The organism is Prevotella sp. khp7 (genome assembly GCF_900109055.1).
Taxonomy (GTDB): domain Bacteria; phylum Bacteroidota; class Bacteroidia; order Bacteroidales; family Bacteroidaceae; genus Prevotella.
The window spans coordinates 166,500-187,824 of record NZ_FOIV01000002.1 but is presented as its reverse complement, the minus strand read 5'-3'; the positions used below and the strand labels follow the sequence as shown (position 1 = coordinate 187,824).

The 21,325-nt window shown below is 48.1% G+C and carries 19 protein-coding genes and 1 tRNA gene; 9 read left to right on the top strand and 11 right to left on the bottom strand.

Annotated features, from left to right (window positions below):
• From BMX82_RS04520 to BMX82_RS04495, 6 genes are all read left to right on the top strand, one after another.
• A complete protein-coding gene (locus BMX82_RS04520) occupies positions 1-1,221 on the top strand; it encodes an aminotransferase class V-fold PLP-dependent enzyme (RefSeq protein ID WP_091766479.1) in 1,221 nt (406 codons plus the stop codon).
• A gap of 4 nt (positions 1,222-1,225) precedes the next feature.
• Positions 1,226-1,852, top strand: a complete 627-nt coding sequence (locus BMX82_RS04515; protein ID WP_036910592.1) for a ribonuclease HII — start codon at positions 1,226-1,228, stop codon at positions 1,850-1,852.
• A 34-nt stretch (positions 1,853-1,886) separates the two neighbouring features.
• Positions 1,887-3,314, top strand: a complete 1,428-nt coding sequence (locus BMX82_RS04510; RefSeq protein ID WP_091766476.1) for an alanine/glycine:cation symporter family protein — start codon at positions 1,887-1,889, stop codon at positions 3,312-3,314.
• 174 nt (positions 3,315-3,488) lie between these two features.
• Positions 3,489-5,009 (top strand): 2,3-bisphosphoglycerate-independent phosphoglycerate mutase, encoded by a 1,521-nt coding sequence (gpmI, locus tag BMX82_RS04505; protein ID WP_036910589.1) that lies wholly within the window; start codon positions 3,489-3,491, stop codon positions 5,007-5,009.
• 94 nt (positions 5,010-5,103) lie between these two features.
• Positions 5,104-5,769: a uracil-DNA glycosylase gene (locus BMX82_RS04500; protein ID WP_091766474.1), complete on the top strand. Its 666-nt coding sequence runs from the start codon at positions 5,104-5,106 to the stop codon at positions 5,767-5,769.
• Between the two features lie 107 nt (positions 5,770-5,876).
• Positions 5,877-6,509: a DUF3109 family protein gene (locus BMX82_RS04495; protein WP_091767262.1), complete on the top strand. Its 633-nt coding sequence runs from the start codon at positions 5,877-5,879 to the stop codon at positions 6,507-6,509.
• Here the strand turns inward: BMX82_RS04495 and BMX82_RS04490 are convergent.
• Both BMX82_RS04490 and BMX82_RS04485 read right to left on the bottom strand, forming a co-directional pair.
• Positions 6,504-7,379 carry a helix-turn-helix domain-containing protein gene (locus BMX82_RS04490; RefSeq protein ID WP_036910585.1) on the bottom strand — a complete coding sequence of 292 codons (876 nt, stop codon included), beginning with the start codon at positions 7,377-7,379 and terminating at the stop codon, positions 6,504-6,506. The two genes, BMX82_RS04495 and BMX82_RS04490, sit on opposite strands and share 6 nt — an antisense overlap.
• Entirely contained in the window at positions 7,373-9,715 is a 2,343-nt protein-coding gene (locus BMX82_RS04485; protein WP_091767258.1) for a glycoside hydrolase family 95 protein, read from the bottom strand. Before BMX82_RS04485 ends, BMX82_RS04490 begins: the two co-directional genes overlap by 7 nt.
• An 83-nt stretch (positions 9,716-9,798) precedes the next feature.
• On the opposite strand from BMX82_RS04485, the gene BMX82_RS04480 reads away from it, so the two are divergent.
• Positions 9,799-10,635 (top strand): phosphate acyltransferase, encoded by an 837-nt coding sequence (locus BMX82_RS04480; protein WP_036910583.1) that lies wholly within the window; start codon positions 9,799-9,801, stop codon positions 10,633-10,635.
• Positions 10,632-11,702, top strand: coding sequence for a butyrate kinase (buk, locus tag BMX82_RS04475; protein WP_091766471.1), 1,071 nt, complete (start codon positions 10,632-10,634; stop codon positions 11,700-11,702). The genes BMX82_RS04480 and buk overlap by 4 nt, the downstream gene beginning before the upstream one ends.
• A 105-nt stretch (positions 11,703-11,807) precedes the next feature.
• On the opposite strand, the gene BMX82_RS04470 is transcribed toward buk, so the two are convergent.
• The 7 genes from BMX82_RS04470 to BMX82_RS12960 all read right to left on the bottom strand — a co-directional run bounded on the left by BMX82_RS04470 (position 11,808) and on the right by BMX82_RS12960 (position 17,645).
• Complete coding sequence (locus tag BMX82_RS04470; protein WP_091766468.1) at positions 11,808-12,089, bottom strand: HU family DNA-binding protein; 282 nt, start codon at positions 12,087-12,089, stop codon at positions 11,808-11,810.
• Between the two features lie 124 nt (positions 12,090-12,213).
• Positions 12,214-13,185 carry a hypothetical protein gene (locus BMX82_RS04465; protein WP_091766465.1) on the bottom strand — a complete coding sequence of 324 codons (972 nt, stop codon included), beginning with the start codon at positions 13,183-13,185 and terminating at the stop codon, positions 12,214-12,216.
• Positions 13,186-13,425: 240 nt separating this feature from the next.
• A complete protein-coding gene (locus BMX82_RS04460) occupies positions 13,426-14,037 on the bottom strand; it encodes a hypothetical protein (protein ID WP_091766462.1) in 612 nt (203 codons plus the stop codon).
• A gap of 69 nt (positions 14,038-14,106) precedes the next feature.
• On the bottom strand, positions 14,107-14,658 hold the full coding sequence (locus tag BMX82_RS04455) for a hypothetical protein (RefSeq protein ID WP_091766459.1): 552 nt from the start codon (positions 14,656-14,658) through the stop codon (positions 14,107-14,109).
• Positions 14,659-14,980: 322 nt separating this feature from the next.
• Positions 14,981-16,957, bottom strand: a complete 1,977-nt coding sequence (gyrB, locus tag BMX82_RS04450; protein WP_036910581.1) for a DNA topoisomerase (ATP-hydrolyzing) subunit B — start codon at positions 16,955-16,957, stop codon at positions 14,981-14,983.
• Between the two features lie 212 nt (positions 16,958-17,169).
• Complete coding sequence (gene rpsT, locus BMX82_RS04445; RefSeq protein WP_036910579.1) at positions 17,170-17,421, bottom strand: 30S ribosomal protein S20; 252 nt, start codon at positions 17,419-17,421, stop codon at positions 17,170-17,172.
• A 152-nt stretch (positions 17,422-17,573) separates the two neighbouring features.
• A tRNA-Glu gene (locus BMX82_RS12960) sits at positions 17,574-17,645 on the bottom strand.
• Between the two features lie 147 nt (positions 17,646-17,792).
• Here BMX82_RS12960 and recO point away from each other — a divergent pair.
• Positions 17,793-18,518, top strand: coding sequence for a DNA repair protein RecO (gene recO / locus BMX82_RS04440; protein WP_036910577.1), 726 nt, complete (start codon positions 17,793-17,795; stop codon positions 18,516-18,518).
• On the opposite strand, the gene ftsZ is transcribed toward recO, so the two are convergent.
• Positions 18,513-19,850, bottom strand: coding sequence for a cell division protein FtsZ (gene ftsZ, locus BMX82_RS04435; RefSeq protein ID WP_091766456.1), 1,338 nt, complete (start codon positions 19,848-19,850; stop codon positions 18,513-18,515). The two genes, recO and ftsZ, sit on opposite strands and share 6 nt — an antisense overlap.
• A gap of 15 nt (positions 19,851-19,865) precedes the next feature.
• Positions 19,866-21,314: a cell division protein FtsA gene (gene ftsA, locus BMX82_RS04430; protein ID WP_036910856.1), complete on the bottom strand. Its 1,449-nt coding sequence runs from the start codon at positions 21,312-21,314 to the stop codon at positions 19,866-19,868.
• Positions 21,315-21,325: the final 11 nt, after the last annotated feature.

Below are 21,325 nucleotides of genomic sequence, written 5' to 3'. Positions count from 1 at the left end.
ATGTACGATATAAATAAGGTACGTGAGGATTTCCCCATCCTGGGTCGCGAGGTCTATAAGAAGCCGCTGGTTTATCTCGATAATGCAGCAACCACGCAGAAGCCGCTCATGGTGCTCGACGCCATGAGGGATGAATACCTCAATGTAAATGCCAACGTGCATCGTGGTGTTCACTATCTTTCGCAACAGGCTACCGATCTGCACGAGGCGGCCCGTGAAAAGGTCCGCAGATTTATCAATGCCCGCAAGATAGAGGAGATTGTTTTTACCCGTGGTACCACAGAGGCGATTAACTTGGTGGCTCAGTCGTTCTGTGAATCGCAGATGCAGACTGGCGACGAGGTGATTGTGACTGATATGGAGCACCATTCCAACATCGTCAGCTGGCAGCTTCAGGCGATGAAACGGGGTATTGTTGTGAAGCATGTTCCTATTATGGATGACGGATTGCTCTGCCTCGATCAGTTGGAAGCACTTATTACAGAGAAAACCAAGATGATCAGTGTGGTCCATGTCAGCAATGTATTGGGAACTGTTAATCCTGTCGAGCAGATCATCAAGATAGCCCACGCTCACGATATCCCCGTATTAGTGGATGGCGCCCAGAGCGCACCCCACTTCAAGGTGGATGTGCAGGCGATGGATTGCGACTTTTTTGCTTTCAGCGGACATAAGATGTATGGTCCTACGGGCATAGGCGTGCTCTATGGCAAGGAAGAATGGCTCGAAAAACTGCCTCCCTATCAGGGTGGTGGCGAGATGATTGATAAGGTGACTTGGGAGAAGACGACTTTCGAGCGCTTGCCCTTTAAGTTCGAGGCTGGCACCCCCGATTATGTGGCTACCCACGGACTCGCTAAAGCCATCGAATATATCGATTCCATTGGCTTCGAAGCTATTCAGGCACATGAACAGCAACTCACAAAATATTGCATGGAACAACTCTTGACAATTCCTGACATGCATATTTATGGCCCGAAGGATACATCGTTGAAGGATGCTGTGGTGAGTTTCAACGTAGGCGATATCCACCACTTGGATATGGGAACCTTGCTTGACCGTCTGGGCATTGCAGTTCGAACAGGTCATCATTGTGCCCAGCCCTTGATGGACAGACTTGGAATCTCTGGTACTGTGAGAGCCTCGTTTGCACTATATAATACGAAAGAAGAGATTGATGCCCTTGTAGCAGGTATCCGTCGTGTTTCGCAAATGTTCTGACAAGATGTTGGCGAGTCATTACTACGAAGGCAAGATTGAAGCAGGTTGTGATGAAGCTGGGCGTGGCTGTCTGGCTGGTAGCGTCTATGCAGCTGCTGTCATTCTGCCTGATGGCTATCAAAACGAACTTCTCAACGACTCCAAGCAACTTACCGAGAAGCGCCGTTATCAGCTTCGTGAAATCATCGAGAAGGATGCTGTAGCATGGGCTGTAGGCATCGTCACCCCAGAGGAGATCGATAAGATAAACATTCTCAACGCTTCGATTCTTGCCATGCATCGAGCCCTCGACCAGTTGAAGGTTCGCCCTGAGGCTATTATCATCGATGGTAATCGCTTCAAACCCTATAAAGACCCGGCAGAAGGAAAGACGCTGCCCTCTACCACCATTGTCAAAGGTGATGGCAAATACCTCGCCATCGCAGCAGCATCGATTCTTGCCAAGACCTATCGTGACGATTATATGAACCAGTTGGCAGAGGAATATCCCCAATATGACTGGCTCTCCAACAAAGGCTATCCCACGAAGAAACATCGCGAAGCCATCCGCCAATACGGCATTACCCCCTATCACCGCAAGAGCTATAACCTCTTAGGCGACGGTCAACTCAGTATTGACTTTGATTTCTAAGATATCCGAACCTTTGTGATGGAAAAGATGATTTATGAATGAGCTGATTACTACGATAAACGATGCCGTGTGGGGCTATGTGCTGATAGCTGCGCTGGTGGGTTGTGGCGTGTGGTTTACGGTGAAGACACGCTTTGTACAGTTCCGTATGGTGGGCGAGATGATTCGTCTGCTCACAGATTCGGCGGTTGATACCGTTGGCGAACAGATTACGGAGAACGCTGCCGAGGGCAAACGTAAACACATCTCCTCGTTCCAGGCTTTTGCAGTGAGTGTGGCCACCCGCGTGGGCACAGGTAACTTGGCTGGTGTGGCTTCGGCCATCGCCATCGGAGGCCCGGGAGCGGTGTTCTGGATGTGGGTGATAGCGTTGATAGGTTCGGCAACGGCTTTCGTCGAATCTACATTGGCGCAGCTATTCAAACAGAAACATAAGGATTCGTTTATTGGCGGACCAGCCTATTATATCCAGCAAGGCCTGCATCAGCGTTGGCTTGCCATTACGTTTGCGGTGCTCATCACGCTGCAGTTCGGACTCTCGAATAACTCTATTCAGGCCAACACCATCTGTGGTGCCATGCAGGAGGCCTTCGGCTGGTCGCCCGTTTGGGTGGGAGCAATGTTGGCTGCCTTAGGCTTATTCATCGTGTTTGGCGGTATTCAGCGTATTGCCCATGTCAGTGCGGTGTTAGTGCCTGTGATGGCTATTGGCTATGTGGTGCTGGCATTGGTGATTATCGTGATGAACATCGAGCATATCCCACACGTATTGAAGGTAATTGTGAGTGATGCGTTCGGCATCCAGCAGATAGCTGGTGGCGGTATCGGTGCTACGATCATGAATGGTGTAAAGCGTGGACTGTTCTCGAACGAGGCGGGCGAGGGTAGTGCGCCGAATGTGGCAGCAACGGCAGCTGTGAGTCATCCAGTGAAGCAAGGACTGATTCAGGCATTGGGTGTATTTACCGATACGTTGTTGGTATGCTCGTGTACGGCCTTTATCATCCTGATAAGTGGGCTTTATCAGACACCAGAACTCAATGGAATTGCCCTTACGCAGTCAGCTTTGCAGAGCGAGGTTGGATCGGCCGGACCAGTCTTCGTGGCTGTCGCTATCTTTCTTTTTGCTTTCTCCAGCATCATCGGCAACTACTATTATGGCGAGGCAAACATCCGTTTTATCACCCCCAACACGAAGGTGATGACCGTCTATCGCATTTGTTCGGCAGGCGTGATGGTTGTGTTTGGCGCATTGGCCAGTTTCGAGTTGGTTTGGAACATTGTTGACTTTTTTATGGCTTTCCTCACGGCTTGTAACCTCGTGGCTATCATGCTTCTGGGTCGCTATGCCTTCCGTCTGCTCGACGACTATCGCCAGCAGAAGCGACAGGGCATTAAAGAACCTGCGTTCCACCGCAGTCAGTTGCCTGAGTTGGAAGGCGAGTTGGAGTGTTGGGAATAACATTCTGATAAGAGGAGTTAGCAATTTGGAAGATTGTATGATTCGATGAGTGGAATTTTGAGTCGAGCAGGTGTGAAATCTGCTTAAAAGCAATGTGTTATCGTACTCATTTCGAAGAAATTTTGTAATTTTGCACCGCAAAATAGAACGTACGTTTAAATTAGTAATAAGATTATGGCAAAGAAAGCATTATTGATGATTCTCGATGGATGGGGAATCGGTAAGCATGGTAAGGGTGACGTGATTTTCAACACACCGACTCCTTATCTCGATTTGTTGACAGCTACTTCGGCTCACTCTCAGCTCATGGCCTCTGGTGAAGACGTTGGTCTGCCCGACGGACAGATGGGTAACTCAGAGGTGGGTCACCTCAATATCGGTGCTGGTCGTATCGTTTATCAGGACCTTGTTAAGATCAACCGCGCATGCAAAGACGGTTCTATCGTAGATAATCCTCAGGTGAAGGCAGCTTATACCTACGCCAAAGAAAATAATAAGAAACTGCACCTGATGGGTCTTTGCTCTGACGGTGGTGTACACTCTTCACTCGACCACCTGTTCAAGCTCATCGAGGTGGGTAAGCACTATGGACTGAAGAATCAGACTTTCGTTCACTGTTTCATGGACGGTCGTGATACCGACCCCAAGAGCGGTAAGGGATTCATTGAGCAGGTGACTAAGGCATGTGCAGACAATGATGCTGCTATCGCCTCGATTGTAGGTCGTTTCTATGCAATGGACCGTGATAAGCGTTGGGAGCGTGTGAAAGAGGGCTACGACCTCATCGTGAATGGCACAGGTAAGCAGGCTACTGATATGGTGAAAGCCGTAGAGGAGAGCTATGCCGACGGTGTGACCGATGAGTTCATCAAGCCTATCCACAATGCCAGTGTCAATGGTTGCATCGAAGAGGGCGACGTTGTGATTTTCATCAATTTCCGCAACGACCGTGCCAAGGAGCTCACCATCGTACTGACTCAGCAGGATATGCCTGAGCAGGGCATGAAGACCATCCCTGGACTGCAGTACTATTGCATGACTCCATACGATGCCAGCTTCACAGGTGTCAACATTCTCTTCCCCAAGGAGAACGTTGAGAATACGCTGGGAGAATATCTCTCACAGCAGGGCAAGAAGCAGCTCCACACCGCCGAGACCGAGAAGTATGCTCACGTAACATTCTTCTTCAATGGTGGTCGCGAGCAGCCTTACGAGGGCGAGGATCGCATCCTGGTTCCCTCTCCGAAGGTAGCAACCTACGACTTGAAGCCTGAGATGAGTGCTTTTGAGGTGAAGGATAAGCTGGTGGCTGCTATCAACGAGGCAAAGTATGATTTCATTGTGGTTAACTTCGCTAACGGCGATATGGTAGGCCATACTGGTGTGTACAACGCTATTGCCAAGGCCGTCTGGGCTGTTGACAACTGCGTGAAGGACGTAATCGAGGCTGCTAAGGCTAACGATTACGAGGCAATCATCATTGCTGACCATGGTAATGCTGATAACGCCATCAATCCTGATGGTACGCCTAACACCGCTCACTCACTGAATCCCGTTCCATTCATCTATGTAACCAACAACAACTCGGCAACAGTGAAGGACGGTCGTCTGGCCGACGTAGCTCCCTCTATCCTCCATATCATGGGACTGGAGCAGCCTGCCGACATGACTGGTGAGAACCTGATTACAGACTAATTTTCAGGCACGGATTACACGGATTTCACGGATTTGGCGAAACAAAATTAATCCGTGTTAATCTGCGTAATCCGTGCCAAATTATTAAAGAAATATGGCAGTACAGATAGAGGACTCTTGGAAGCAGTATTTGCAGGGCGAGTTTGAGAAGCCTTACTTTGCTCAGCTCACTGAAGCTGTGCGTAAGGAGTATCAAACCACTACGTGCTATCCTCCAGGCAAACTGATTTTTAATGCCTTTAACCTGTGTCCGTTCGACAAGGTGAAGGTGGTGATTATCGGTCAGGATCCCTATCACGAGCCAGGACAGGCCCACGGACTGAGTTTCTCTGTGCAGGATGGTATCCAGTTTCCGCCCTCGCTGCAGAACATCTTTAAGGAGATTCAGGACGACCTTGGTACACCCGTTCCTACCTCTGGCAACTTGACACGCTGGGCTGAACAAGGTGTGTTGCTGCTCAATGCATCGCTCACCGTTCGAGCTCATCAGGCTAACAGTCATTCAGCCTTAGGTTGGCAGAAGTTTACCGATGCCGCTATCCAGGTCTTGGCACAGAACCGCCAGCATCTGGTATATATGCTTTGGGGTGGCTATGCCCGTTCAAAGGCATATATGATTGACAAGCAGAACAATCTCGTGCTTGAATCTGTCCATCCCTCACCCCTGAGTGCCAATCGTGGTGGTTGGTTTGGTCAGCATCAGTTCTCACGTTGTAACGCCTATCTCGAACAAAACGGCATGACTCCCATTCTTTGGTAAAAGACTTTAGGCACGGATTACGCGGCTTTATAAATAAAGACACGGCTCTGTGCATAAGAATAAAGCAGTGTAAATCCGTGTAATCCGTGCCAAAATTCAATCAGAAGATGAATCAACTTCCACCCATTATCCAAGTAGGCGATGTGTTGCTCTCGTCAGAGATATTGACGGAGAAATTTTGTTGTGACCTCAGCGTTTGCAAAGGCGAATGCTGTGTAGAGGGCGACGCTGGTGCACCTGTGACCTTCGATGAGGTTGCTGAGATTGAGAATTGTCTCGACGAGGTGTGGGGCGATCTGTCTGCATCGGCTCAGGCAGTGATCGACAAGCAAGGTGTGGCTTATACCGATCAGGAGGGTGACTTGGTGACGAGTATCGTTCGTGGCAAGGATTGTGTGTTTACCTATTATGGTGATATAGAAGATTGGAACACCCATTTGCCCATCAGGAACTGTTGTCTTTGCGCATTAGAAAAGGCTTACAGAGCAGGGCGAACCCGTTTCTGCAAGCCTGTAAGTTGTGCGCTCTATCCTATTCGTGAGAAGCGTATTGGCGAGGGCCTTATAGGTCTGAACTACAACCGTTGGTCGGTCTGCAAGATGGCCGTTGCCAAGGGTATTCAAGAGAACCTCCGGCTCTATGAATTCCTTCGCGACCCGCTTATCCGTCGTTTTGGCGAGGCATGGTATCAGGAGTTGCTCGATACCGTTGAAGAGCTGCGCCGCCAGAACTACTTATAGTTTACGGAACTTATTGGGCGAGATGCCTACATGCTCCTTGAAGAATTTACCCAGGAAACTCTGATTGGGGAAATTCATCTCTTCGGTAATCTCCTTGATGCTCTTGGTAGAGTTCTTCAGAAGAACGCGCAATTCCATCATGACATAGTTGTCGACCCATTCGTTAGGTGTACGACGGCTAACGGCCTTTACCGTTTCCGACAGATACTTCGGTGTGATGCCAAGCTGTATGGCATACCAGCTGATACGGCGTTCATGTTTGTAGTTAGCCTCAACCATCTTGATGAAGTTGGTGAAGATGGCTTCAGCGCGTGTCTGTGGCTTGTCGAGCTTCCTTACTCGGTTGATGATATTGCCAACGTCGTAGAACATAGCCAGTAGCAAAGTTCTGATCAGATCCTTGTGGAAGAAGTTTCCATTGTCGCCAATCTTTTGCTTAATCACTTGGAAGTACTCCTTAAAGGTGTCCTGCTCCTTCCTGTCGAGACTCATCACAGGGTGACTACGGGCAAAGAGGAATAGTGAGTTGACATCCCTCACGTTCTGGATAATCTCATGGAAGAAGTTCACGCTAAGCATCATACACAATCCTTCCATGTCGGGCGAGGGTTGATACTTATCTACCACATGCTTATCGCTGACAATGAGAATATCGCCAGGGTTGATAATCATCTCTTGGGTGTCGAGTCGATACTCGATTCTACCTTTAGTACACAGTCCGATGAGGATAAAGTTCATCTTTCTGGGCTCTGTAGGCATAGGAGCCTTGTTGATGTGCTCCGTCAGCAGGAGGTCGTCGTCAAGGAAAACCGACTCGCTCCAGCTCTTTGCCTTGTTCAGATCTGTTTCTTTGATTTGTAATTTTACCACGTCTTGATATTTTGAGTTTGACCTGCTTTCAACTTAATAGTCTTCTGCATGTTATTATATAATAAGGTGACACGGCCGTTGTTCTTAGCCTTGATTTGGCAGTCACGCACCTTGCCGTCTTTCCATTCAAATGCCACCTCATAGCCGCCTCTGGCACAGAGTCCGCTGACAGCCCCGTCCTTCCATGCTTCAGGAATGGCGGGCAGCAGTTCAATGACGCCGTCCTTACTCTGTATGAGCATCTCGCAGACGCCAGCTGTGCCGCCGAAGTTACCGTCGATCTGAAAAGGTGGGTGAGCATCGAAGAGATTAGGATAAGTGCCCCCGCCTTTGCTGTAGTTAGGTGCTTTGCTTTTCTGAGGTGCAACAGCTGTCAGCAGTTTTCGGTATATCTGATGTGCCTTCTCTCCGTTCTTCAGTCGTGCCCACAAGTTGATGCGCCATCCGGTGCTCCATCCTGTCGTCTCATCACCTTTGATCTCAAGAGTCCTTTCAGCTGCTTTCTGTAGAGCCGGATCAGTCAGGTGACTGCCTGGGTATAGGCCAATCAGGTGACTCTGGTGGCGATGCTTAAAGTCCCAGTCGTCCCAATCGTAGTACCATTCGTTCAGGTCGCCCATGTGACCGATGGTATAAGGATGCAACTTAGCCAGAGCCAGCTCCATCTCCTTGTCTTTTTGACCGAGAATTTTGCCTGCGGCAATCGTGTTGATGAAGAGTTCGCGTATAATGGCCAGGTCGGCTGTACCGCCATAGCAGGTGGTGCCGTGATAGCCCTTATCTGTTTTATACTCGTTCTCGGGCGACGTGCTGGGAGCTGTTATCAGCTCGCCAGGCTGTTTAGGATTCTCAATGAGCCAGCGCAGACAGAACCGGGCAGCACCCTTCATCAGCGGGTAGGCAATGTCCTTCAGATAAGCCTTGTCTTGTGTAAACTGATAGCGCTCCCACAGGGTATTCACCAGCCAGGCCCCGCCCATATTCCAGTTCGACCACATAGGGCTTTCGCGCTTCTCGCCTACGGGGTTTGTCATTGCCCAGATGTCACTGTTATGGCTCGAGCACCAGCCTTCACCGATATTATAGTAGTTCTTGGCGGTAAACCTGCCGTTAGTAGCAAGCGCGCTGATAAAGCCGTCGAGTGGGGTAGCCGTCTCTGCCATATTAGCCACGAAAGCGGGCCAGTAGTTCTCCTCAAGGTTGATGTTTACCGTATAGTTGCCACGCCATGGCGACCAGAGGTGAGGTGTCCAGAGTCCCTGCAGGTTAGCGGGAACGCCAGTTGTACGTGAGCAGGAGATCAGCAGATAGCGTCCGAACTGGAAATATAGCTCTTCGAGATAGCGGCTCTTGCCTCCATGGTTGGTATAGTCGAGCAATAAGTCATCGGTATTACCCTTGTGGGCTATGGCCTTATCCGAGAGACGGATCTTTACACGGTCGTAGATAGCCTTGTAGTCAGCCAGATGACGGGTGTAGAACTCGTCGTAGCTCATGTTCTGAGTGTGCCAGATGTCGTTAGCTGCATTCTCTAGATAGGGTGCGCCTTCTCTGACGGGATGCTTGTCAAAACCGTTAAAACTCGTCTCGTTGACGATATAGAGAATCGCCTCCTTGGCATTCGTGATTGTTACGGAAGAGTCTGATGCAGCCACTTCGCCATCCGTCTTAACGCTGAGCATCGTGCAGAAGTGGATGCTCTCTTGAGAAAGGCCCGTAGCGTGACCTGTCATCGTGAGTTGGGTGGGGATGGCCTTTACCTGATGAGGCACCTGAGCCGTTAGGGCTATCCTGCAGTTGATGTCACCCTTCAGTCGGATGGCAATCAGCTTGTCGGGGTTCGAGGCGAAGTACTCTCGCTCAATAGTCTTTCCGTTGCGTACGTACCTGTCTTTGATAATAGCCGAGTCGAGGCTGAGGCTGCGCTGGTAGTTTGTGATAGCGCCCAGCCCCAGGTCTTTGATATGCAGCGTACCCAGCGGTTGGAAATACTGTGAGTTGGGACCCTGTACGTGCAACTGCAGTGAGTCGGCAAGCTTGTAGTCTTCACAGAACAGCGCTTCGCGTATCTTTGGTATCCACTGGTGGGCATCGGCATCAAGGTTTCTGTCTACGGGTTTCCCCGTCCATAAGGTAATATCGTTCAGGTAGATGATGTTGTCGTCAGTACCACCATATACCAGGGCGCCAAGTTTACCGTTACCTATGGGCAGCGACTCCTCGAAGTAGGTGGCAGGCTTGTCGTACTGCAACAGCATAGGCGCCTGCTCAGTCTGTGCTTCACACAAAGAAGAGCTTCCCATAAGAATAGCAGAAATTAGCAGATATTTCCTCATAATCATTGTTTTTAGTTCTTTCCGCTTGCAAAGATACAAAACTTTTTGTATATTTGCAGCATAAAACCAAAAATTTAAAGACCATGCAGCCGATAAAGACCCTGAATGATATGATTGTCTTTCTCCAGCAGCGAGGCGACAAAAAGCGTGTAGCCGTGGTGTGTGCCAACGACGCCAGTACCCGTTATGCTGTAGAGAAAGGTGTGGAGATGGGCTTCATCGAACCTATCTATGTCGATGGCGACGATAAGGAAGAGTGCGCCCGTCGTGCGGTGGCCCTGTGTAAGAGCGGTGAGGCCGACATCCTGATGAAGGGACTCATCAATACCGATGTGCTTCTGCGAGCCATATTAGATAAGGAAAGTGGCATCATCCGCCCGGGTCATGTGCTCACCCATGTGGCGATGGCCGAGATCCCCAAATACGAGAAACTGCTCTTTTTCACCGATGCCGCCGTGATTCCTGTGCCCACCGAGGCTCAACGTCGCCAGCAGATTCACTATGTGAACTATGTGTGCCATGCCCTTGGTATCGAGGAACCGCGTATCTCGCTCATCCATTGTGCAGAGAAGGTAAGTGCCAAGACATTCCCCTATACTGTCGACTATCTGGAGATTATCGCCGAGGCCCAGACAGGTGCCTTCGGGCGCTGCATCATCGATGGACCGTTAGACCTGAAGACCTCGCTCGACTCCGTCAGCCTGCGTGAGAAAGGCATCCGTTCCGTCATCGACGGACAGGCTGATGCACTGATATTCCCCGACATCGTGGCAGGCAACGTGTTTTATAAGACCATCACCCTCTTTGGCTATGCCAAGACGGCTGGTGTGTTGCAGGGTACACAGTGTTGCTGCGTGTTGCCATCGCGTGCTGACAGTCCGGAGTCGAAGTACTATTCTCTCGCCCTTGCTGCTATATGAAGATACTTGTCATCAATCCAGGCTCTACCTCTACAAAGGTGGCAGTCTTTGAGGATGAGTCGCCCTTGCTCGTCCGTAACATCGCGCATACCCCTGAACAGCTGGCTTGTTTCGACGATGTGATAGAGCAGCAGGACTTCCGTCGCCAACTGGTGCTCGATGAACTTCGCCAGGCCAACATCCCTGTAGAGTTCGATGCCGTCATTGGGCGTGGTGGCCTTGTAAAACCGCTTGAGGGTGGTGTCTACGAGATTAACGACCTTATGATTCAAGACACCCATAGCGGCATAGCCCTCCATAATCATGCTTGTAACCTGGGTTGCCTGATAGCACACGAGATAGCCGCCTCCACTCCTGGCTGTCGTTCTTTCATTGCCGATCCAGGTGTTGTCGACGAGCTCAACGACTATGCCCGTATCTCCGGCTCCCCTTTGATGAACCGTATCTGTATCTGGCATGCCCTCAACCAGCGTGCCATAGCCCGTCGCTATGCCGCCGAGATAGGCAAGGAGTATGAAGACCTCAACCTGATTATCTGTCATATGGGTGGTGGCATATCTGTGGCGGCTCACGACCACGGACGTGCCGTTGATGCTAACAACGCCCTCGATGGCGAAGGCCCTTTTTCACCGGAACGTGCCGGCTCGCTGCCGGCTTCCGACCTTATCCGTCTTTGTTTCAGTGGCAAGTATAACGAGAAGCAGCTCTTGAAGCGTATTGCAGGAAAGGCAGGTCTCAATGCCCATCTGGGTACCAACGATGTGCGCGAGGTGATCCGCCGTATCGAAGACTATGGTGACAAACATGCCGAACTCATCCTCAATGCCATGATCTATCATGTTGCCAAGAGCATCGCTGCTGAGTCGGCTGTACTCTGTGGCCATATCGATGCCATCCTGCTCACGGGCGGTCTGGCACGTTCTGAGTATGTTGTCAGCCGCCTCCGTCAACGTGTGGAGTTCTTGGCTCCCATCCACTGCTTCCCTGGCGAGGATGAGATGGAAGCCCTCGCCCTCAATGCCCTCGCCGTACTCCAAGGCAAACGAAAAGCCAAGGTATATGAATAGAAAAACATCCTCCCCGCCAATTGGCGGAGAGGATTCCTATCTACATGCAGCTGACCACAGCGCCAGCTCCGAGTACCGAGACAATAGCTGTTGCTATTGCTGCAATTAGTTTGAAAGTGTAAGTCCATTAGCATCTACTGAGCACTTGAAGATGGCCAGGTCGTCTATCTTTACTGTGTTTCCGCTAAGACAGAGTTCACGAGTACAGTCAACGAAGTCACGCAATATACCTGTAATGGTACCTACCGAGAATGGCGTGTTGTGTTGCGCCATGTGCTTAGCCATTTCGTCAATTCCGAGCGTTTCCTTATATTCCACGCGGGCATAATATTTGCCGTAGCCCGCATTAAGCTGATTGTTGTTTTTTGAAATGTTCAGTTCTAACATACTTCTTGTTTTAAAGGATTAATAATTACGCAAATACCGTTGCAACTTGTTTGCGGCTGCAAAGGTACGACAATTTATCAATCCTTTCCTTAAAATATCAGCGCTGGCCAAATCCTAAATGCCACTACCGCACACTTATCTTTTCTGCGTGGTTTTTGCCGTTTGCATTCAGATAAACAACATATTGTCCTCGTCTAAGTCCGTTGGTACTGATATCGATTTCCCCAGTGTCAGCACCATCGTTTCTCTCTATATGCTGATACACATAGCCTTGATTACTTGCAAGCATAGCTACAATCTTTACAGGCTTTTCTGTCTGGTAATGAATACTTATCCCTTGACCGTTTTGGCTTATCTCATATCTGAATCCATCGTCATTCTTCGTGTTCTTCTCATTACGAGAACTCTCTCCGACCTTTGCCACGGCATCCCTCACCACCTTGTTTACATCATTAGATGCCAGTCGTTCCTGATCCTCAGGGTTGCAATAGAAAAGTAGTTGCTCCATCACTTTCTCGCTTTTTGTGGTAATAATGGCTTCCAGTATAGGATAGCGATACCCATCAGCAAACCAGCGGTAGACGTTTTCCTGCATCTTTGTTCTTTCAGCGGTCTTGTTGTCATAATCCAGGTTAATAAGCCTTTCCGTGTGTACACGAGCCACTCCATATATTTCCTTACCCGAAGGAAGAATAATTTTACCGACTGAATCAGCTTTCGTTACGTATGTGCCATATCGATACACGGGGACCTGTCCGCAGTATAGTCCTTTTCCGCTGAACTGTCCTGCGATGGAATCGCCCTGTTTCATTGGAAATCTTAGATATTCCTCAGCCTCTTTATAATCAATCTGCATCAATTTATCTTCTATGCTGACGATAGACTGTCCGCCTCTCGACTGTTGGTAGAGTACACGATTAAGTAAGCCAATGCTTAAAAGAGTATCTTTTTTTTCGATATACCTTGATCGCAGCCTCTTTTTATATAGTTTCACGCCCTTCAGATTCCACGTCTTGTCTTTTCCGTCTAAGTCAAACCCACTGAAATCCATTCGTCGAATTTCCAGAGAGTCACCTCCATATATTCGATTCTGCATTGCGGTTATTTCTTGGGCATAAAGATTCCAAGAACTTGTCAAAAAAGAAAAAATAATATAGTTTTTCTCATTTTGCTAAGATTTATGTGTTAATATTTTAGTGGTTCCGCTGAAGGTGACATAGCCACCATCGACCAGAATCTGCTTCAGTGTCCCATTCTCGTAGATCATAATTTCTTTTTGATTGTAAGTGTACTCATTATCCTGTAGCGTATAGTCAAACTTTTATTCTAAACCTATTCAATCTGAATTTATATCTATATTTGGATTTTTTGTCATTATTGGATATAAGAATCTGTTGTTTACATACGGATATACAATGTATGTTGGATCATAGATCAACTCAAAGGTTGGCCATGCATTTTCTCCTTCTCCAATATAAAGATTCTGAGGGTAATTTAAATATCTAAAAACTTCAGAGTTCCCTGTAGGATGAATAAATTTACCAAACTGGCTGCCAAATTCAGAAATATTATTTATATCAGATAATAATATTAGTTTAACATCCCCTGAGTTCGTATAACCAACAATTCTTTTGTTTTCTCTGTAAATATAGTTGTAAACCAAGTCTTTTTTGTTTCTTAATGAAAAAATAAAAAATAAAGCAGAATCCTTTTGAGAAAGATTCAATGATAATATCTGTTTATTTGATTGTAATATAGAAAGATGCATTTCGACAACAGAATCAGTTATAGATTTCATGTCACTGTCATCGATTAAAAATTCTTCCAGGACAAATCCTTCTTCTTTATTAGATGAATCACAACTATATAACAACCCAATAATAGAAATAAACAGTAATAATATACTTAATTTATCTCTAACGTACTTTTTTGATACCATTTTTATCATATTCGAAAAATTTTTTGTTATATATATCATAACAATATAAAGCTAAAAACAGTAATGCATTTTTTCATCTTAATCTTTAATAGAAAGTTTTATAATAATGTTGTTATTTTTAAGTTTTGGATAGATTCCCCAGAAATATACAATGAATCTTGGGAATGTGTCAACAGAGCCTGAGCCCATGACAAATTTATTATAGTACAGACTCAAAATGTAACCAGTTTCAGTTTCATAAAGAGTCTTTTTTAGCAAATCTTTAGGCTTATTGCCAAGTTGAGCGTGCTCTTGTCCAACGATTAGTGTGTAATTAGAAAAATCAATTTCTGGTAATAGGTTTCTTGGAACGTTACGACATACATTCTGCAATTCTGTATTGCTATTAATAACATAACAAATATTCTTATCAAATTCTTCGGGAGTACAGAAGAAAGAATCTGAGTAATGATAAATGGATGAGTATGGTAAAGCAGAATTGAAGAAATTTGTAATATTGTCTTCGCATTCTATTTGTGAAATAGGTATTCCTATTTCAAATTCTTGGTCCTTTTTGTCATCACTATTGCATCCTATTGGCAGAAGAACAGCCAATAAGAATAATCCGAAATTAAAAATTGCTTTTTTCATCTTTTCAAATTTTAATGGTTTATATTAGGTATAACTTAGAAAGTACATGAATCTTGCATAATTTTGCTGCAAAATTAATGTTTTTTCTCAAATTCACAAAAAGAAATGAGATAAATATTCGATATAAACGTTTCTAAAAAGTAAGATGTAAGTTGCTGATAAACAACGAGGAACTGCCTTTAATGTGCTATGTGTATACCTTTTAGAAACGGTATTCTGCTATATGGTATCTCTGTCAAACTATGAGAATCCCCACCTGAATAGGATAAGACCTATCGCAAGTGGGGATTTGAAAAGTATTTGAAGTATTTGATATCGTGCCTTACGCGTCGATATTAGCGTAGGTGGCGTTCTTCTCGATGAACTCGCGACGTGGTTCTACGTCGTCGCCCATCAGCATTGAGAAGATCTCGTCGGCCTCGGCGGCGTTCTCGATAGTTACCTGCTTTAGCAAGCGGTTCTCGGGATTCATAGTGGTCTCCCACAGCTGCTCGGGGTTCATCTCACCAAGACCTTTGTAGCGCTGGGTGTGCAGAGCCTTGTCGTCGCCGTTACCTGCTACGTACTTATCGATGAATGCCTGGCGCTGCTGCTCGGTGTAGCAGTACTCTGAGGTCTTCTTGTAAGTACACTTGTAGAGTGGTGGGGTAGCGATGTAGAGGTGACCGCCCTGGATAACCTGTGGCATGAAGCGATAGAAGAGTGTCATGATCAGTGTGTCGATGTGAGAACCATCGACGTCGGCGTCGGTCATGATGATAATCTTATCGTAACGCAGTTTATCGATATTGGCATCCTTTGAGTCCTCGCCGTCAACGCCGAAGCGTACACCAATACTCTGGATGATGTTCATAACCGATTCGGCCTCGAACACACGGTGCCACTGTACCTTCTCTACATTCAGAATCTTACCACGCAGAGGCAGGATGGCCTGGAAGTGACGGTCGCGGCCCTGCTTAGCAGAACCACCGGCCGAATCACCCTCGACGAGGAAAATCTCGCACTCCTTAGGATCTTTGTTTGAGCAGTCGGCCAACTTACCAGGCAGGCCACCGCCAGTCATCGGGTTCTTACGCTGTACACTCTCGCGGGCCTTGCGGGCTGCAATACGTGCTGTAGCGGCCAGAATTACCTTCTCGCAGATGGTATGGGCCTCTTTGGGGTTCTCCTCCAGGTAGTTGGTCATAGCCTCGCCTACGGCCTTCTGTACGGCACCGTTCACCTCGCTGTTACCGAGCTTGGTCTTGGTCTGACCCTCGAACTGAGGCTCGGCTACCTTTACTGAGATGATGGCGGTAAGACCCTCGCGGAAGTCGTCCTGGGCTACCTCGATCTTGGCCTTCTCAATCTGCTTGCGCAGCTGATCGTCCTCGTCGGCGTACTTCTTAAGTGTACGAGCCAAGGCGATGCGGAAACCAGTAAGGTGGGTACCACCCTCGATGGTGTTGATATTGTTAACGTAAGAGTGGATATTCTCTGAGTAATCGCTGTTGTACAGCAGGGCTACCTCGATGGGCACACCATCCTTCTCAGTCTTCAGACAGATAGGATCGCCGATGATTGAGGTGCGGTGACGGTCGACGTAGCGAACGAACTCCTTCAGGCCTTCCTTGGCATGGAACACCTCGGGCTGACGGAGATTGCCTTCCTCATCGGGACGCAGGTCGGTCAGTGTGATGGTGATACCGGCATTCAGGTATGCCAGCTCACGCATACGCTTGGCGATGATGTCGTACTTGTACTCTGTGGTGGTGAAGATGGTACCGTCGGGCCAGAACTGCTGACGGGTACCGGTCTTATCGGTGTCGCCTACAATCTTTACGTCGTAGAGGGGCTTACCCTTCTCGTATTCCTGCTGGTAGATGTGACCATTGCGGAATACCTGTGACATCATGTGGGTAGAGAGGGCGTTTACACAGCTTACACCTACACCATGCAGACCTCCTGATACTTTGTAGGAGCCTTTATCAAACTTACCACCGGCATGGAGAACGGTCATAACGACCTCAAGGGCCGACTTGTGCATCTTCTCATGCTCGTCGACGGGAATACCACGTCCGTTGTCCTGTACGGTGATAGAATTGTCTTCGTTGATAGTTACTTCGATATGTGTACAGTAACCGGCCATGGCCTCGTCGATAGAGTTGTCGACGGTTTCATTGACCAGATGATGAAGTCCCTTTTCGCTGATGTCACCAATGTACATAGCGGGGCGCTTACGTACAGCTTCCAAACCCTCGAGCACCTGAATATTGCTCGCGGAGTAATTTTGTTCTTGGTTGAGTTGTTCTTCAGTCATTTCTTTATAATTCACTAATTGGTTGCAAAAACGGTGCAAATCGAATGCGGAAAGCTTGCTTTTTGCTGAGATGCAGCCCGTAATTCGCCAAATTTTTGGCAAAGGTACAAAAAAAAAGTCAGATAAACTATGTTTATCTGCTAAAAAACTACAAAAAAAGAACCGCAACCTGAAAAGATTGCGGTTTTGTTTTATAACGAAACTATAACTGATTACAGTTTGTTGATGTGCAGAGCGAGGCTTGACTTCAGGTTGGCTGCCTTGTTCTTGTGGATAACATTGGTCTTAGCCAGCTTGTCGAGCATCTTCTGTACCTTTGGATAGAGGGCTACTGCCTCGTCCTTGTTTGTCATTGCACGCAGCTTGCGTACGGCGTTACGCATTGTCTTTGCGTAGTAGCGATTGTGAAGCGCCTTCTTCTTGTCCTGGCGGATTCTCTTCACTGATGATTTGTGATTTGCCATTTTTTTAATTTAAAAATTTGAATGTTTAACTTAAAGCTTGTGGGTTTTACGCCTTTGGGGCTACCCTGGGCAGACTTTCTTCCGAAAGTCCTCTGTCACCGTTCCTGATGTTCTCAGTAGCACTGGCTGTGCAGATGACAGATTTAATTCTGTAGTCCCTAGGAGAGTCGAACTCCTCTTTAGAGAATGAAAATCTCTCGTCCTAACCGATAGACGAAGGGACCATCGCCTTTTTTAGCGGGTGCAAAATTACTGCTATTTTTCCAATCCACCAAATTTTCTATAAAAAAAATGCCATTTTACCCTCTTTTTTGTATTTTTCTGCTTTTCACTTCTTTACTTTTTCACTTTTTTCGTACCTTTGCCCACGTATGTTGACGAAAACTCAGGCCATTGTGCTTCACTCGCTTAAGTATGGTGAAACGCGTATCATTGTGGATATGTTCACCAGAAGCCACGGTAGATTATCGTTTATCGTCAATATACCGAAGTCGACAAAGTCGAAGATCAAGAAGCAGTTCTTCCAGCCCATGACGATGCTGGAGATTGAGGTGGATGTGAGGCAGAAGGTGCAGTTGCAGAAACTGTCGGACGTGAGGTTGGCCGTACCTTTCTCGTCAATCCCGTTCGATCCGCACAAGCTGGCTATCTCTCTCTTTGTGGCTGAGTTCCTGTATTATGCGCTTCGCTCAGAGCAGCGTAATGAGTTGCTTTACGACTATCTGGAGAGTAGTGTGTTGTGGCTCGACGGCAAGAGTGGTGGCTTTGCCAATTTCCATCTGGTGTTTCTGATGAGGCTCTCGCGTTTCCTGGGTTTCTATCCTAATCTGGAGCACTATCGTGCCGGCGACTATTTTGACTTGCGTGAGAGTGTGTTCATGCCTCAGCCCCCCGTGCATAGGGACTTCTTATTCCCAGAAGAAGCGGAGCGCGTACAGCTGATGATGCGAATGGACTATCCGACAATGCACCTGTTTCAGATGTCGCACCAGCAACGTAACCGCTTGCTGGAGGTGTCGTTAAAGTATTATCGACTTCACCTGCCGGATTTTCCGGAGATGAAGTCGATAAGCGTGCTTCAAGAACTCTATTTATGAGAACACGATGGTGCTCTGAATGGCATCATGTGAATCAGAGGGCGTGTCGTCGATATCGACAGCCTCGATGCTATTGGTCTGACTGTTGATGCTCTCGAGAATCTCGCGCGTGCGTTTATAAGTAGGTGTCTGTTCTACAGCGGAGATGACATCGTCGTTATCAAGATCCTCAGGGCGGAACAGGTAGATGTTCGGGCGGCGCTTGTAGCGCTTGGTGGTCCCTTCGCCGCCATAGTAGCGGTTGCGACGGTCCTGGCGCTCGGCAGCCTTTTCCTGTTCTGCAGCAATGCGGTTGAGGTCTTCCTGACTCTGTTTCTTCAGGTGGTTGCCCATGCCGTCGATGCTCTCAATGCCAAAGCCTGTGGCAAGGATGGTGACCTTGACCTTCTTACCCAGTTCGAGATCGGTGGCGAGTCCCCACTTGATTTCGAAGTCGTTGCCAAACTTGGCCATAAAGTCGTTCACGTCGTTCATCTCCTCCATCATCAGCGACTGCTGGCCGTCCTTAGAGCCTGCAAACGAGATGGACAACAGGATTTTCTTCGAGTTGAAGATGTCGTTGTCGTTGAGCAGCGGTGAGTTCAAAGCGTCTTCGATGGCCTTCTTCACGCGTCCTTCACCTTCGCCATAGCCTGTTGACATGATGGCAACGCCTCCGTCTTTCAATACGGTCTTCACATCATTGAAGTCGAGATTGATAAGGCCGTGTACGGTGATGATCTCGGCGATAGACTTGGCTGCCACGCTCAGGGTGTCATCAGCCTTGCCAAAAGCGTCGAGGACCGACAGTTCGGGGTAGATCTCACGCAGACGCTCGTTGTTGATGACAAGCAGGGCGTCGACGTGCTTCTGCATCTCTTCAACACCATCCAGAGCCTGGTCGATCTTACGGTCGCCCTCAAAGCGGAAGGGGATGGTGACGATACCTACGGTGAGGATGCCAAGCTCTTTTGAGATGCGGGCAATGACTGGTGCCGCACCTGTGCCAGTGCCACCACCCATACCGGCGGTGATAAAGGCCATACGTGTGCCGTCACTGAGCATGTTGCGGATGTCTTCAATGCTCTCTTCTGCTGCCAGGCGGGCCTTCTCGGGTTTGTTTCCTGCGCCAAGGCCTTCCTTGCCAAGCTGCAGGTGAACAGGTACGGGCGAGTCGTTGAGTGCCTGGTTGTCTGTGTTGCAAAGCACGAACGTTACGTCGTGAATGCCCTCGCGGTACATGTGGTTGACTGCATTGCCGCCGCCACCGCCAACACCAATAACCTTAATGATGCTGTGTTCCTTCTCCGGTGCTCCGAAGTCCAGGATATCTATATTCATGTTATTCTCCATAATGCTCTTGCGTTTTTATTCTTCTTCAACAATAGACTTACCAAAATTCAGAAGGCTTCTCTTGGCCTTGTTCCAGAAACTGTTCTCCTTGCGGATACGCTCTTCTTCCTCCTGCTGGCGGAGCTCTTCTTCACGCCTGATGCGCTCTTCCTCCTCCTGCTGGCGGCGTCGTTCTTCCTCGGCCTTCTGCTTCTCTGCCTCTGTGCGGATGACACCGGCAGGGATGTCAGAGGCCTGGCGCGCAGGACGCTGGTCGTTTGTCGGATGAATGGTTTGTTTCTGGCTGCCAAAGAGGTCGCCATTCGGGTCGATGGCGCTGCCAGCGCAATTGATATCGCCCTTGATGAGCAGTCCAAGCACCGTGTTCATCATGCCGTTATGTGACTTGATTTCTTCGTTGTTGGTAAGAATGGTCTGCGTAACGAACTTGGCGATTCTGATTTTCTCGATATGGGTGTGGTTCGTGAATGCCTTCTCGATATTCTTCATGTTTGAACCGCCACCAGTGAGAATGATACCACCCAGCAGTTTGTCGTAGAACTCTGAAGGAACCTGATACCATACGTTCTCTATGATTTCCTCAACACGGCCTTCAACAATCTCAATGAACTTACGGCTCTCAATCTGGCGCTCCGGGTCGATAGAGTATTTCAGTTCATTGTCAATGTCGTTGTTGTCGGTGAAGGCTGAACCGTATTTCAGTTTCATATTCTCGGCATCTGATTCCTCCATCTGCAGGGTGGCAATGTCTTTGGTGATATTGTTGCTTCCGAGGGGGATGACGGCCAGGTGGCGCAGGATGTTCTTGCTGTATACGGAAACAGTGGTCGTGTCGGCACCGATATCAACAAGTGCACAACCGGAACGCTTCTCTGCCTCGGTCAGCACGCTGTCGGCCAGTGCCAGAGGTGCCAGATACATCTCGGCTACATTGATACCCGCAACTTCAAAACACTTGTTGAGATTCCTGTAGAATGCCTTGCGCTCCAGGATGTTCAGGAAATGTCCTTCCAAGTGGGTGGCCTGAATGCCAACAGGATCGAGCTGGAACTGAGGACCTACTTTATATTCCTGGACGGCAGCATCGAGGATTTCCTGATCCTGATAAGTCATATTGCGGTTAGCATCCATCAGTTCAATAACCATGTCTTGGGTGACGATGGTTTCTACGGGCAGGTCTTTGGACACGACATTCTTGACACCACGGATAGATTGTCCGCCTACACCCACGTATACCTGAGTGATCTCTGTCTTAAGTTGGTTTTCCAGTTTCTTGATGATACTGGTAAGGCATTGAGCGGTCTTGTCGATATTGTAGACCACTCCCTTGCGGATAAACGAAGAAGAATCCTCCTTGACCATAGCGAGCACGTTAATGCTGCCGTCGAGGTTCTTCTGACCCGCGATACCGGTCATTTTGGATGAACCGAGTTCAATTGCTACGATAAATTCCTTTGCTGCCATCATCTGATATA